This is a genomic window from Halopseudomonas sp. L-58 (genome assembly GCF_056859475.1).
In genome coordinates, this window is sequence record NZ_JBSXON010000071.1 from 266,382 (window position 1) to 281,123 (window position 14,742).

At 63.3% G+C, this 14,742-nt stretch carries 10 protein-coding genes; 2 read left to right on the plus strand and 8 right to left on the minus strand.

Annotation, left to right across the window (positions count from 1 at the left end):
• Positions 1-74: 74 nt before the first annotated feature.
• A complete protein-coding gene (locus AC13EY_RS14000) occupies positions 75-1,454 on the plus strand; it encodes a class II fumarate hydratase (protein WP_482877482.1) in 1,380 nt (459 codons plus the stop codon).
• Positions 1,455-1,469: 15 nt separating this feature from the next.
• Here the strand turns inward: AC13EY_RS14000 and AC13EY_RS14005 are convergent, their stop codons facing one another.
• The 7 genes from AC13EY_RS14005 to AC13EY_RS14035 form a co-directional block, all read right to left on the minus strand.
• Entirely contained in the window at positions 1,470-2,891 is a 1,422-nt protein-coding gene (locus AC13EY_RS14005) for an efflux transporter outer membrane subunit (RefSeq protein WP_482877484.1), read from the minus strand.
• Between the two features lie 15 nt (positions 2,892-2,906).
• Positions 2,907-5,975 (minus strand): efflux RND transporter permease subunit, encoded by a 3,069-nt coding sequence (locus tag AC13EY_RS14010; protein ID WP_228245761.1) that lies wholly within the window; start codon positions 5,973-5,975, stop codon positions 2,907-2,909.
• Positions 5,972-9,043 carry a multidrug efflux RND transporter permease subunit gene (locus AC13EY_RS14015; RefSeq protein WP_233049043.1) on the minus strand — a complete coding sequence of 1,024 codons (3,072 nt, stop codon included), beginning with the start codon at positions 9,041-9,043 and terminating at the stop codon, positions 5,972-5,974. The genes AC13EY_RS14010 and AC13EY_RS14015 overlap by 4 nt, the downstream gene beginning before the upstream one ends.
• Positions 9,044-9,052: 9 nt before the next feature.
• Entirely contained in the window at positions 9,053-10,318 is a 1,266-nt protein-coding gene (locus AC13EY_RS14020; protein WP_228247742.1) for an efflux RND transporter periplasmic adaptor subunit, read from the minus strand.
• A gap of 154 nt (positions 10,319-10,472) precedes the next feature.
• On the minus strand, positions 10,473-10,790 hold the full coding sequence (locus AC13EY_RS14025; RefSeq protein ID WP_228247741.1) for a DUF3325 domain-containing protein: 318 nt from the start codon (positions 10,788-10,790) through the stop codon (positions 10,473-10,475).
• Positions 10,783-12,465 (minus strand): PepSY-associated TM helix domain-containing protein, encoded by a 1,683-nt coding sequence (locus AC13EY_RS14030; RefSeq protein WP_228247740.1) that lies wholly within the window; start codon positions 12,463-12,465, stop codon positions 10,783-10,785. Before AC13EY_RS14030 ends, AC13EY_RS14025 begins: the two co-directional genes overlap by 8 nt.
• A complete protein-coding gene (locus tag AC13EY_RS14035) occupies positions 12,459-12,809 on the minus strand; it encodes a hypothetical protein (protein WP_269687982.1) in 351 nt (116 codons plus the stop codon). The genes AC13EY_RS14030 and AC13EY_RS14035 overlap by 7 nt, the downstream gene beginning before the upstream one ends.
• A 251-nt stretch (positions 12,810-13,060) precedes the next feature.
• Between AC13EY_RS14035 and AC13EY_RS14040 the strand changes: the two genes are divergently transcribed.
• Positions 13,061-14,353, plus strand: coding sequence for an MgtC/SapB family protein (locus tag AC13EY_RS14040; RefSeq protein ID WP_233049042.1), 1,293 nt, complete (start codon positions 13,061-13,063; stop codon positions 14,351-14,353).
• 160 nt (positions 14,354-14,513) lie between these two features.
• On the opposite strand, the gene AC13EY_RS14045 is transcribed toward AC13EY_RS14040, so the two are convergent.
• On the minus strand, positions 14,514-14,742 hold a 229-nt coding region (locus AC13EY_RS14045), incomplete at its 5' end, for a transposase (RefSeq protein ID WP_482877487.1).

The window sequence follows — 14,742 nt, forward strand, 5'->3', positions numbered from 1 at the left end:
CTGAACACCTGTCTGCTTCCGTGGTCCGACCATGGAAGCAGACAGCCGTTTCAGCCGATCAGGGAGTAGCGCAAATGAGCACCAGCCGCATTGAACGAGACAGCATGGGCGAGCTGCAGGTACCGGGCGACGCCCTCTATGCCGCCCAAACCCAGCGCGCCGTCAACAACTTTCCGGTCAGCGGCCAACCGATGCCCAAGCGCTTTATTCGCGCCCTGCTGCTGGCCAAGCGTGCCGCTGCCAGTGCCAACGCCGAACTGGACCAGTTGCCCGCACCAATGGCCAAGGCCATCTGCCATGCCGTCGATGAGCTGCTGAAAGCCGGTGATTACATGCAGCACTTTCCGGTCGATGTGTTTCAGACCGGCTCCGGCACCAGTTCCAACATGAACGCCAACGAAGTGCTCGCCACCCTCGCCAGCCGCCAATGCGGCCAGACCATCAACCCGAACGATCACGTCAACTGCAGCCAAAGCAGCAACGACACCATCCCCTCCAGCATCCACATCAGCGCCGCACTGGCCCTGCATGAAGACCTGCTGCCTGCACTGCAGCATTTCGAGCAGGTCACCCGAGCCAGGGCACGCACCGTTGAGCACCATGTCAAAACCGGCCGCACCCATCTGATGGACGCCATGCCGGTGCGCCTGAGCCAGAGTCTCGACACCTGGGCCGATCAGATCGAAGGCAACCGCCAGCGCCTGGAGCAGCTGCAACCCATGCTGCACAGTCTGGCCCAGGGCGGCACCGCGGTCGGCACCGGCGTCAACGCCCACCCCGCGTTCGCCGAGCACTTCTGCCGCGCACTGAGCGCCAGCACCGGCATAACCTTTGCCCCGGCGGCCAACTTCTTCACCCACATCGGCTCGCAGGACATCGCCGTTGCCCTGTCCGGGCAACTGAAGACCCTGGCCGTCAGCATCACCAAGATCGCCAACGACCTGCGCTGGATGAACTCAGGGCCCCTGGCCGGGCTTGGCGAGATCGAGCTGGAGGCACTGCAACCCGGTTCCTCGATCATGCCGGGCAAGGTCAATCCGGTGGTTCCTGAGGCCGCCGCCATGGCCGCCGCCCAGGTGATCGGCAACGACGCCACCATCACCCTCGCCGGCCAGTCCGGCACTTTCGAGCTGAACGTCATGCTGCCGCTGGTCGCACGCAACCTGCTGGAGAGCCTGAACCTGTTGAGCAACGTCACTCGCCTGCTGGCCGACAAGGCCATAGCCGGCTTTACCGTGCGCGAGGACCGACTGCAGCAGGCACTGGCGCGCAACCCGATACTGGTGACCGCCCTGAACCCGATCATCGGCTACCAGAAAGCCGCCGAAATAGCCAAACAGGCCTACAAGGAAGGTCGACCGATTGTTGATGTCGCCGCGGAAAACACCGATCTCAGCCGGGAGGAACTGACCCGCCTGCTGGACCCGGCGAAATTGACTGAAGGCGGAATCTGACAGGCCCGCCGCTGCTTACTCCGCCGACCGCACTCCTGCATCCCCCACATCATCGCCCACCTGCCAGCCGCCGCCGATGGCCGAGGCCAGTTCGGTGGCTGCGGCGAGTTGCGCGCTGGTGACGCTGATGCGGCCGCGTTTGGCGCTGAGCGTGGTGTTCTGGGCGACCGATACCTCCAGATAGGAGACCAGACCGGACTGGTAGCGGTTGGTGATCACCCGTTCGTTCTCTTCGGCCAGCGCCACCAGCCGATCCTGCTGTACGGCTTTCTCGCGCAGGATGGCGGTGGTTGCCAGCGCATTTTCCACATCGGCCAGCGCGTCGAGTACGGTCTGACGGTAGGCGGCGACCTGCTCGTCGTAGCGGGCCAGTGCAGCGTCTCGGGCAGCACTGCGCCGGCCGCCGTCAAACAGGGTTTGCGCCAGACTCGGTCCAACCGACCAGACCCGTACCGGGGTATCCCACAGATCGCTGATCGAGCCGCCGCTGACACCGGCGCTGCCGCCCAGTGTCAGGGTGGGCAACCAGGCGGTGATGGCGACGCCGATATCGGCGTTGGCCGCTGCGACGCCACGCTCGGCAGAGACCACATCCGGGCGGCGGGCAATCAGCTCCGCTGGCAGTTGCGCTGGAATCGGCGGCACCGCGGGCAGCGCCTCGACTACCGCCAGTTCCAGATCGACCGGGGCACGGCCCAGCAGCGCGGCGATGGTGTTCTGTTCCAGCGCCCGCTGATTCTGCAGGTCGTACAGGTCACTGCGCAGTGACTGCAGCTGGGTTTCGGCCTGAATCACGTCGGCGCGGGAGACGATGCCGGCGTCGTACTGGTTGCGCGTCAGCTGGGCCGAACGGGCTGAGGACGCCAGCGTCTGCTCCAGCAGCCGATACTGCAGGTCCTGGGCGCGCAGATTGATGTAGCTGTTGATCACGGCCGACTGAATCGACAGCCGGGCGGCGGCCAGATCCGCCGCACTGGCTTCCAGCGCAGCGGTATCGGACTCGACCTGACGGCGCACCCGCCCCCACAGATCCAGCTCCCAACTGATACCCAGCTGCGCGCTGCTGCGAGTCTCGGTACTGACTTCACTGCCGCCGCTGCGTGCGGTATCCAGCGCCGCGCTCAGGGTCGGGCTGTATTCGCCGGTACTCAGTCTGCGCTGCGCCAATGCTGCGCGATAACGGGCTTCAGCCTGTGCCAGCGTCTGGTTGCGCTGGTTGGCCTCCTCGATCAGCGCGTTCAGCTCGGTATCGCCAAACACTTCCCACCAGCGCCCGCTGCTTGCCCAGCTCTGTGCCGGCATCGGCTGCCAGCCCTGGTCATAGCGCAGCGCTGAGGGCTCGACCGTGGTCGGCACCCGGTAATCCGGGCCGAGCGTACAGCCGCCAATCAGCGCAGTGGCCAGAACAACAGAGGTAGACAGCAGGGAGAGCTTCATCGGTAACAGCCCCGATCAGGTTGAGGGTGAGGAAGGTTCGGTTGCACCACGGCACAACACGCGCTGACGCAGGTTTTCCAGATACAGATAGACCGCCGGCGTGGTGTACAGCGTCAGCAATTGGCTTAGCGCCAAGCCACCAAAAATGGTGATCCCCAGCGGGCGGCGCATCTCGGCACCTTCGCCAAAGCCCATAATCAACGGCACCGCGCCGAGCATGCCGGCGAGGTTTGTCATCAAAATCGGTCGCAGGCGCAGCAGCGCGGCGCGTTGAATGCTCTGCTGCGGATTGAGCCCTTCGCGGCGCTGCAGCTCCAGCGCGAAGTCGATCATCATGATGGCGTTCTTCATCACGATACCGATCAGCAGGAACAGCCCCAGCATGGCGATCAGACTCAGACTCTGGCCGCCGAACTTGAGCGCCAGCAGCGCGCCCAGCCCGGCCGGCGGCAGGGTCGAGAGAATGGTCAGCGGATGCAGCGTACTCTCGTAGAGCACACCGAGCACCAGATACACCGCCAGCAGCACGGCAACAAAGATCCACGGCTCGACCGCAGCGCCAAAATCGTTGGCCGACGGCGGTGCCTCATGCACATCGCTCGGCAACATCACCTCGTTGAGAATCTGCGCGATGGCCTCCTTGGCCTGCGCTTCGGTGACGCCCGGCGCCAGCGCATACCCCACGCCCATCGAGGCAAACTGCCCTTCGTGGCGCACGCGGTCTTCGGCCATGCCGTAACCCCAGGTAGCGAAGCTGGAGAGTGGCACCCGCTGCCCCTCCGAGCCCATAACCTCGAGCTGGGCCAGCACTTCAGGGCGCTCGGTGTAGCGCGAGTCCAGTTCCATCACCACCCGATACTGGTTCAGCTCGTCGTACAGGGTGGCAACCTGACGTTGAGAGAAGGAGTTGTTCAGGGTCGAGGCGATAGTCTGCATATCGACGCCGAGACGCCGCGCGGCTTCGCGGTCGATATCGAGCACCACCTGACGAGTCTCGTCGCCGTCCATCGAATCCACATCCACCAGCAGCGGGCTCTGCGTCATCGCCTGGGCAACCTTGCGCGACCACACCTTGAGCTGCGCCAGCGAGTCCGAGCGCAGCAGTACCTCGTATTCACTGCGCCGATACGGCGGGCGGAACTGCAGATCCTGATCGACCATCAGCATCATCATTACACCCGGCACCGCCGGTGCGTTGGCGCGCAGGCGATCGACCACCGCCTGGGCGGAGACCTTGCGTTCGGCCAGCGGTTTGAGCCGAATGGTCAGCTGGGCGTTGGTCAGACCGCCGCTGCCGCCGCTGGTGCCGGTCAGGTCGGCGACCGCCGGATCGGCCAGAATGTACTGCCGGTAGGCCTCGATCTTCGGCTGCATGATCTGGAACGACATGCCGTCATCGCCGCGCAGGAAGCCGCGAATCTGCCCCGAATCCTGCTGCGGCAGCGCTTCTTCCGGCAGGGTTGCCGCCAGCCAGACACTGCTGCCGATCGCCGCCAGCAGCACCAGCAATGCGATCGGTTTATGGTTGAGCGTCCAATGCAGCGAGCGGTCGTAGCCACCGCGCAGTCTGGCAAACAGGGAGTCCCTATCATCCTCCTTGTGCCCGGCCGGCGTGGGTTTCAGCCACAGCGCGCACAGGCTGGGCGTCAGCGTCAGCGATACCAGCAGCGAGATCAGCATGGCCGCCACCAGGGTGATGGAAAACTCCTCGAACAGCTGACGGATCAGGCCGCCCAGCAACAGGATCGAGGCAAACACCACCGCCAGTGCCAGCGTCATGGCAATCAGGGTAAAGCGCAGCTCTCGGGCACTGCGCGCTGCGGCGTCCAGCGGCGACAGGCCGTTGCCCATGTGCCGCTGGACGTTCTCCAGCACCACAATGGCGTCATCCACCACCAGGCCGGCACCGACGATCAGCGCCATCAGCGACAGGTTGTTGAGCGAGAAGCCGAAGAAATACATGACCACAAAGCTGCCGATCAGCGAGACCGGAATCGCCGTTGACGGAATCAGCGCCGCACGCAAATTGCCGAGGAACAGCCAAACCACGGCGACCACCAGCAGCGTCGCCAGCAGCAGGGAAATCTGCGCCTCGCGCAGGGTGGCGCGAATCACCGGTGAGCGATCCATCACCACCGACAGCTGCGCGTCTTCGGGCAACAGGTTGATCAGTTGCGGCAGCCGAGCATAGATGTTGTCGATGGTCTCGACGATATTGGCACCGCTCTGCCGGCTGATGCTCAGCACCACCGCCTGACGCTCGTTATGAAAGCCGCTGCTGTAGCGGTCCTCAACCGAGTCGGTGACCCTGGCGACATCACCGAGGCGCACCACCGCACCGTCCTGATGACGAATCACCAGCAGCCGATAGGCCGCCGCGGTGCGCAGCGAATCGCTGGTCTGCACCTGCCAACGGTGCTCGCCCTGCTCGATCACCCCGAGCGGGCGCAACGCATTGCTGTTGGCGATGGCGCTGCGTACCTCGTCCAGGGCAATACCGTAATGCTGCAACGCGCCGGCATCGAGCTGCACGCGCACTGCCGGCAGAGACGCGCCATCCACGCTGACCTCGCCCACCCCGGAAATCTGCGCCAGCTTCTGCGCCAGAATGGTCGATCCGATGTCGTACAGCGCGCTTGGCGACAGGTTGGGCGAGCTCAACGCCAGCCCCATGATCGGCGCCTGCGACGGGTCGATCTTGCGATACTGCGGGTTGCCGGGCATGCCTGCCGGCAAGTCGCCGCGCACCGTATTGATGGCCGCTTGCACCTCCCGGGCGGCTTCATTCAGGTCGCGCCCCAGCTCGAAGGTCAGCGCAATCTGCGCCGAACCCTGACTGCTGTTGGAAGAGATACCGGTTACCCCAGAGATGGCACCCAACGCGCGCTCCAGCGGCGTTGCCACCGTGGTTGCCATGCTTTCCGGGCTGGCCCCGGGCAAACTGGCGGTGACGACGATCATCGGTACATCCAGCTGTGGCAGCGGCGCGACCGGCAGCAGGCGCCAGCACAGCAGGCCGGACAGCACCAGCGCCACGGCAGCCAGCGCCAGCCCGATCGGGCGATGCAGAAATCCGCCGCTCACTCAAGCGCCTCAACCGGCTGCACCGTCGGCTTGCCGGCCAGACGGTCGAAGAACAGATAGACCACCGGCGTGGTGAACAGGGTCAGCACCTGACTGACCAGCAGACCGCCCACCATCACCACACCCAGCGGCTGGCGCAGTTCGGCGCCGGAGCCGCTGGCCAGCATCAGCGGCAGTGCGCCAAACAAGGCCGCCAGCGTGGTCATCAAGATCGGCCGGAAACGCAACATCGCTGCCCGATGGATCGCCTCACGCGGGCTCATGCCCTGATTGCGCTGCGCCTCCAGCGCAAAGTCGACCATCATGATGCCGTTCTTCTTGACCAGACCGATCAGCAGCACGATGCCGACCACCGAGATCATGTCCAGCGCCCGGTCGGTGAGCAGCAGCGCCAGCAGCGCGCCCACCGTGGCGGACGGCAAGGTAGAGAGGATGGTGACCGGGTGAATGGTGCTCTCATAGAGCACGCCCAGCACGATGTACATGGTCAGTACCGCCGCCAGAATCAACCACAGGGTGTTACCGAGCGACGCCCGAAACGCCTCGGCCGCGCCCTGAAAGCGCAGTTCGATGGTCGCCGGCAGGCCCAGCGCCTGCTGCACCTGCTCAATCGCCTCAACCGCATCGCCCAGCGACGCGCCATCGGCCAGGTTGAACGATACCGTGGTCGCAGGAAACTGGCCCTGATGGTTGATCAGCAGCGGCGCCGCCCGCTGTTGCACCCGCGCCACACTGGCCAGCGGCACCGAGCTACCGTCTGCGGTAGTGATAAACAGCCGTTGCAGGCTCTCCGGGTCACCGGCAAATTGCGGGTCGACCTCCATGATCACCCGGTACTGATTTGACTGGGTAAAAAGCGTCGCGATCTGGCGCTGGCCGAAGGCGTTGTAGAGCGTATTGGCTATATCCGTTACATCGAGGCCGAACCGCGCTGCCGCGTCACGGTCAATCTCGACATAGGCCTGCATACCGCGCTGCTGCAGATCGGCCGCCACGTCGTCCAATTCCGGGCGGGCGTTCAGCGCGGCGACCATCTGCGGCACCCACTCATGCAGCGCGCCGCTGTCGAGACTGGTCAGGCTGAATTGGTATTGCGTGCGGCTGACCCGATCCTCAATGGTCAGCTCCTGCACCGGCTGGAACCAGGCGCTGATACCGTCGACGCTCGCCGCCCGCTCACGCAGCCGCGCCATCACCTCGAACAGGCTCTCGTCGCGCTGATCGTGCGGCGGCAGGTTGACCAGGATGCGCCCGCTGTTGACCGTCACGTTGACGCCGTCCACACCGATAAATGACGACAGACTCTCGATGCCCGGGTCCTGCAGAAGGGCCTGAGCCAACAGCTGCTGACGCTCGGCCATGGCGGTGAAGGAAATGTCCTGCGGGCCTTCAGTCACCACCTGGATGACGTTGCTGTCCTGGACCGGAAAGAAGTCCTTGTCGACCGCAAGGTACAGCAACCCGGTCAAGGCGATGGTGCCGAGCATCACCAGCAGCGCCGGGGTCTGGCGCTCCAGCACCCAGTCCAGCGCGCGGCCGTAGCGTTCAATCACCCCATGCAGCAAACCGTCGGACTTCTCCTGCGGCGGCGTGCTGAACATGCGCGCGCACATCATCGGCGTCAGCGTCAGCGACACCACCAGCGAGATGACGATGGCCACCGCCAGGGTGATGGCAAACTCGTGGAACAGCCGTCCCACCACATCCGGCATGAACAGCAGCGGAATCAGCACCGCAACCAGCGAGAAGGTCAGCGACATCAGGGTAAAACCGATCTCGCCCGCGCCCTTGAGCGCCGCCTGCATTGGCGTTTCGCCCATCTCCCGGTGCCGCGCCACGTTCTCCAGCATGACAATGGCGTCATCCACCACAAAGCCGGTGGCAATGGTCAGCGCCATCAGGGTCAGGTTGTTGACCGAGAAGTCCATCAGATACATGAAGGCAAAGGTGCCGACCAGCGACAGCGGTACCGCGATGCTAGGGATGATGGTCGCCGGAATGCTGCGCAGGAAGACGAACGTGACCAATACCACCAGCGCGACCGCAAACAGCAGTTCCTTCTGGGTGTCACGTACCGAGGCGCGAATGCTGTGGGTACGGTCGGTCAACACGGTGACATCCACCGCCGAAGGCAAGGTGCCGGCCAGTTGTGGCAGCAACTCACGCACCCGGTCAGTGACCTCGATGACGTTGGCACCCGGCTGACGCTGGACATTCAGCAGTACCGCCGGCTGGCCGTTGGCCCAGGCGGCGAGAAAGCGGTCTTCGGCACCGTCGATGATGGTTGCGACGTCACCGAGCCGCAGCGGTGCACCGTTCTGCCAGGTGAGGATCAGCTTGCGGTAATCCTCGACCGAGCGAATCTGATCGTTGGCATCGAGCATGGTGCTGCGCGTAGGGCCGTCGAAACTGCCCTTGGGCTGGTTGACGTTGGTGGCGGCAATGCTCTGGCGCACCTGATCGAGACTGAGCCCGTAGGACGCCAGCGCCATCGGGTTGACCAGCACCCGCACCGCCGGCCGCTGACCACCGGCCAGGCTGACCAGGCCAACACCGGAAATCTGCGCCAGTTTCTGCGCCATGCGGGTGTCGACCAGATCATGCACCTCCGGCAGCGGCAGGCTGTCGGAGGTAATCGCCAAGGTCAGGATTGGCGCGTCCGCCGGGTTGACCTTGCGGTAGATCGGCGGCGTTGGCAGGTCATTCGGCAGCAGGCTGTCGGCGGTATTCATTGCCGCCTGCACTTCCTGCTCGGCAACGCCCAGATCCTCGCCAAGATCAAACTGCAGGGTAATGACCGACGCCCCGCCAGAGCTGGTCGAGGACATCTGCTTCAGGCCCGGAATCTGCCCGAGGTAGCGTTCCAGCGGTGCAGTAATGGTGCGCGCCGTTACCTCCGGCCCAGCACCCGGCTGAAAGGTAAACACCTGAATGATCGGGTAATCCACCTGCGGCAGCGCAGCGACCGGCAGCAGCCGCCAGGAAACCAGGCCGGCGATCAGAAACGCCAGCATCAGCAGCGACGTGGCTACCGGGCGCAGAATAAAGGGCGTCGAGAGACCTTTCATCAATCAGCCTCAGTTGGCCGGCGGCGGGCTGCGGCGCTCACCCGCTCCCGGGCGGTCCTGCCCTGCCCGAACCGCATCCGCAGCAGCCGGCGTGCGCGCCGCGCCGGCTGCTGCGCCACTGGCGTCAGGAATATTGACCTGCTTGCCGTCACGCAGCCGATCCAGCCCTTCGAGTACCACCAGCTCACCCGGCTCCAGCCCCTCGGTGACCGCTACCCGGCCGTCTGCGGCGGCGCCCAGCACCACATTGCGCACATAGGCCTTGTTGTCCTGCACAACGTAAACGTAATTGCGCTCGGTACCGAACTGCACCGCATCACCCGGAATCGTCACTACCGACTCCAGCGTCTTCAGCCGCAGGTGCACATTGACGAACTGGTTGGGGAACAGTGCTTCATCTTCGTTGGCAAACTGCGCGCGCACCCGCAGCGTGCCGGTGCTGGTATCAATCTGGTTGTCGAGGGTGGTCAGCTCGCCGGTGGCCAGCACCCGCCGCTCGCCTCGATCCAGAACCTCGACCTTCAGTGGTGCATCGCCCCGGCGCGCGTCGCGAAGGGCCGGCACGTCAACCTCCGGCACGGTAAAATTGACCGCGATCGGCTGGGTCTGGGTAATGCTGACCAGCCCCTCCGCTTCGCTACCGGTCACCAGGTTGCCCTGGTCGACCTTGCGCAGACCGAGGCGACCGGACAGCGGCGCGGTGATCCGCGTCCAGGACAGCTGCAACCTGGCGTCGTCCACCTGGGCCTGATTGGCACGCACCGTACCGAGCAACTCCTGCACCAGCGCCCGCTGGTCACTGAGCTGCTGGCGTGCGATGGAATCCTGCTCCCAGAGCTGCTCGTAGAGCTTCAGATCGGCCCGGGCATTCTCCAGCTTGGCGCGATTCTGCTGCAATTGACCCTCAGCCTGCTCAAGCTGGGCACGATAGGGCAAAGGATCAATCTCGGCCAGCAACGCGCCCTGCTCCACCCTTGCGCCCTCCTCGAACACCACCTTCTCCAGCACGCCACTGACCCGGCTCTGAACGGTAACCGTGTTGAGCGGGGTGACCGTGCCTATCGACTTGATCTGCACGTCCAGTTGCCCCAGCGCCGCCGGCTCGACCCGAACCACAGCAGGCGCATCCCAGCCCATGCGCCGCAGGGCGTCCGGCTGGACGGGCGCAGTTTGACTGCCGAACTGAAACCAGGCGAAGGTGCCCGCGCCAGCAACAGCCGCAGCCAGCAGCAGCCAGTTGCGAAGGGACCGGGGAGAAGACTGAGGGAGAGACATGGCATGTAATCCGTATTCTGAACAGCAGCGGCGCGAGGCGCCGCCTCGAATGCCCGACTTTAGGAAAGATCAGCCTTCGGAAGTAGCGAATTTACATACTTTTACCAACTTCTGACCCCCAGGCAAGCAAACGCACCGTCGGCTTGCGGTGAGATCAAGGCAGGCGCAGCAGCGACGGGCAGAGCGGGCGCAACAAGGCCGGACGGTAACTCAACACCATACTGGTGATCATCGCGGCTGCAGAGAACAGGGTAAACCAGACCAGCACTGCCATCGACGGATGATCTGCCGCAAAGCAGCAGACCGCCGCTGCCAGCAGCGCACTCCAGCCTGCTGCACGCAGGCGCAAGGCCGATGGCGGCGCGTCGGTACCGAATACCTGGCGCCAGTGAGGCTGCAGAGACAGGGCAAGCCAGCCGGTAGCCAGCAGCATGGCAACGGCCGCCAGCAGCAACCAGACAGAGTCAGTCATAGACCACCTCCCGACTCTGTGCAGAGACCTGAACCGTTCGCGGCTGAGCCAGCTTGCGGGCCGCAAACACCGCCACGGCCGCCGACGCCAACAGGCTGAGGTCCACCCCGGCAACCGGCCAATAGGGATCCGTAACCACGGTCTTGAACAGGTGATCACCGGTGCTTACCCAGTTCAACAGCACAGCCGTCACCATCAGCAGCGCCAGCAGCCAGCACTGCTCAGCCCAGGCCGGATTACGCAACGCCTTGGCCACGGGCGCGCTGCGCCACAACGCGTGCAGCAACGACAGCCCCCAAGCGCACCAGAACACGGCCTTTTCCCACTCACCCTTGCCAACCACAGCCTCCGGCAGGATACGGTTGGCCACCAGCATGGCGACGGCTGCCAGCACCATCCCGGTCACGCTGGCAACCGCCAGCGCATCAACCACTCTGCAACCCTGAAGCCCGCGGCGGGCATGATCCTGTTTGCGCTTTTCCACGAAGAAGACAAAACCGGTGGCAATGCACACGCAGCCCAACAGGCCGCCCAGCACATACAGCCAGCGCAGCGCCCAGTGCTCAAAGTGCTGCAAATGCAGCCCCGTCAGAAACCGCGCGACCGCTTCCACCGGCGGGCTCGGCGGATCTTCGCGCAGCAGCTCGCCAGTGCTGGCACGGAAGTGAATACCCTCGCCAACCAGCGCAACCCGATCACTTCCCGCACGGTAGATACTGACGTAGCCGTTGGCATCGCCAAGATGTTCGATGGTCAGGAAACCGACCTCACCGGCCATATCGCGCTCAGCCCAGATGCGCCTGGCCTCGGCCACCATGGCATCGACCGACGCCAGCGGCGCAGGAATACCCGCCTCGTCATGGGGCAGCCCGGTGTGCGCGGCCTCCAGCACCTCATGCTGATCGTGCAGCGGCTTGAGCAGCGTCTGCGAAACCGGGAAGTAATAAAAGCCGGCAAAAATCAGCACCCCGGTAAAGGCAAAGAAGAAGTGAAATGGCAGTGCAACCACACCCGTCATGTTATGCAGATCCAGCGCGCTGCGCTGGATGCGCTTGTTTGGCCGGAATGTGAAGAACTCGCGAAACATCTTGCGATGCATGATCACCCCGGTAATCAGCGCAACCAGCATCACCAGCCCCGCCAGCCCGACCACGTAGGTACCGAGGTACATCCAGTTCAGATGCAGGCTGTAGTGCAGCGGGTAAAACCAGTCGCTGCCGATCTTCAGCGCGTCATCCGGCAGAAACTCTCCAGTACGCGGGTCCACCGTCGCCCGGCCATGAACATGCAGATGGTCATCGGCCGGATCCTTCGGCTGATTGGGAATCCCGAACTCGCCGCCGATCAGCAGCACCGGATCACGGTGCGTGGTATAGGCAAACAGGGAAACCAGTGGCATGGTGTCAGCCGCCGGTAACTCGCCAATGACACGCTTCGCCGTTGCGGCCATATCGACCGGATCCGGTTTGAGGCGGGTATACACATCGGCCAGCAGGTTATCGTAGGACGGCATCGGCTGCGGTTCGAAGCGGGTCGCCGGCACCGCCCAGCGATCAATCTCGCGGTCAAACACCGACAGAGAGCCGAAGAAGAAGACCACCATCAACACAAAACCGAGCACCAGCCCGAACCAGGTGTGCACCCAGGCCATGGAGAGACGAAAGTTGTTCAGCATGCGGCCTCCTGACAAAGCAGCAAAGGCTGCAGCAACCAGGCCGCCGACAGCATCAGCACCGCACCGAGCCCGAGCACCAGCCAGATCCGCAGCAGACTTTTAACGGCGAACACCCAGATAAACAACACAACGTAGAGCAGCAGCCCAAACATCAGCATGCTTTGCTCGGCACTGTGAAAGTCGACACCGATTGCACTCAGGCTGACCACGCCCAGGGAAACAACCCCCCAGATGAACGCGTAAACAGCAAAAATCGCCGCGAAAACACGCGACATCAGTGGAAGGGCGAGCGCACTATTCATGCGCCCCCCCCGGAACAGACATCGTGTCATGCCAATCACCATTGTCAGAGCCCGGTCGGTCGATATGCCCCGGACATATTGCGAAAGCGTACACCCCGAGGCAGAACGCACAATTTGCCAATGATAGTGATTAGCATTAAGTATTGCAAATACCCATGCATCATGCGCGCGACACCGACGGCGAGCCGGACCGTCTCCACCAACCCTGGGCAGAAGTAATCGCTTCTCGGTAGTGGCCGGCGATAGAAAGGATTAGTCTGTCGCTAGAAAGCTGGCCATGACGACAGGATGAGATGAACGGAATCGTGAACGATTTTCTGCTGAGTAATCAGCAGGCTGTGCACTTGGGGATAGCCTTGCTGCTGGGTGCCGTGATTGGCATTCAGAGGGGCTGGCAGGCACGCAACAGAAAGGCGGGCGAGCGCATTGCCGGCATTCGCACCTTTGCCCTGGTAGGCCTGTTTGGGGGCATCAGCGCCTTGCTCGCAGAGGAAATAACCATCTGGGTGCTGCCCGCAGCCATGCTGTCGCTGACCGCCATTACCCTGGTGGCTTTCAGTCACCAGGCGCGTCAGCAAAACACCTTCAGTATCACCAACCTGATTTGCCTGCTGCTGACCTTCAGTTACGGCGCGGTGACGATTGCCATCTCACCCGCGCTGGCGGCCGCCGCCGCCGTCATCACCGCGATTATTCTCGATAATCGGGAGGAGATTCACGGCCTGCTCAACCGCCTGCAGGAAAAAGAGCTGGATGCCGGCCTGAAACTGCTGCTGATTACCGTGGTCATGATGCCACTGCTGCCCAACAGGGGCTTCGGGCCCGGCGAAGCGCTGAACCCTTACAACATCTGGATTATGGTGGTGCTGATCGCCATGATCTCGTTCATCGGCTACTTTGCCGTCCGTGTTGTCGGGACCGCCAAAGGCATTCTGTTCACCAGCCTGTTTGCCGGACTCAGCTCCTCCACCGCGCTGACCTTGCACTATGCCAAGGCGTCGCGTTCGGCCGATGAGCTTAGCCCGCAACTGGCTGCGGGTATTCTCATTGCTTGTGGCACCATGTTCCCGCGGATTCTGGTGTATTGCACGCTGCTGAATCAGGCACTGCTGCCCGTGCTGCTGGGGCCTGTACTGATCACCGTACTGTTTATTTATGCCCCTGCTCTGCTGCTCTGGTATCAGCATCGAGACGCACTTGCCACAGAGCAACCCACACTGAACAAGAACCCGCTGGACCTCAGTTCGGCACTGATGTTTGGCGCGCTCTTGGCCGGCATCCTGCTGCTGGCTGAACTGCTCACGCAATGGCTGGGCGACAAGGGTGTGCTGATATTGTCGGTGGTGTCCGGCCTTGTGGATGTGGATGCGATCACCCTGGCCATCGCCCGCCTGTCTCTGGGGTCACTGGATCAGGATACCGCGGTCATCGCCATACTGCTGGCGGCCCTCAGTAACAGCCTGATCAAGGCTGCGATGGCGCTGGTATTCGGCACCCGCGGTCTGGGGCTGAGAGTCGCCATTCCCATGACCATCGCCGTCGGCGCAGGGGTACTGGCCGCCTGGCTGCAGGCAGTCGTGAGCTGAGACATGGAACTGACAGCGGCCTCGGCAGGCAAGCCCCGTTCAACGTGCTGGATATCACATTACGCGCGACCAAAAGAAAACCCCTGGCTGCAATAACAACCAGGGGTTTGCTTCGCACGCTCACATACAAGGGCGGTTGCAGGAACTGAGTGCAACACGGTTACTGGATTGAGGCAGGAGCCTCATGATACGTGGCCATCAGCTCGGTCATGACCTCGATGGGGCACTTGAAGCCGAAGCGCTTACGCGGCCGAATGTTCAGTTCGTAGGCAATAGCATCCAACTGCTCCTGGCTGTATACCGACAGATCCGTGCCTTTGGGAAGGTACTGGCGGATCAGTCCGTTGATGTTCTCGTTGCTGCCGCGCTGCCAGGGGCTGTGCGGGTCA

Coding starts and splice junctions, on each gene's coding strand:
- AC13EY_RS14040 (WP_233049042.1), top strand. CDS start 13,061: ATGAACGGAATCGTGAACGATTTTCTGCTGAGTAATCAGCAGGCTGTG.
- AC13EY_RS14035 (WP_269687982.1), bottom strand. CDS start 12,809: ATGGTGATTGGCATGACACGATGTCTGTTCCGGGGGGGGCGCATGAAT.
- AC13EY_RS14015 (WP_233049043.1), bottom strand. CDS start 9,043: ATGAAAGGTCTCTCGACGCCCTTTATTCTGCGCCCGGTAGCCACGTCG.
- AC13EY_RS14030 (WP_228247740.1), bottom strand. CDS start 12,465: ATGCTGAACAACTTTCGTCTCTCCATGGCCTGGGTGCACACCTGGTTC.
- AC13EY_RS14005 (WP_482877484.1), bottom strand. CDS start 2,891: ATGAAGCTCTCCCTGCTGTCTACCTCTGTTGTTCTGGCCACTGCGCTG.
- AC13EY_RS14025 (WP_228247741.1), bottom strand. CDS start 10,790: ATGACTGACTCTGTCTGGTTGCTGCTGGCGGCCGTTGCCATGCTGCTG.
- AC13EY_RS14020 (WP_228247742.1), bottom strand. CDS start 10,318: ATGTCTCTCCCTCAGTCTTCTCCCCGGTCCCTTCGCAACTGGCTGCTG.
- AC13EY_RS14000 (WP_482877482.1), top strand. CDS start 75: ATGAGCACCAGCCGCATTGAACGAGACAGCATGGGCGAGCTGCAGGTA.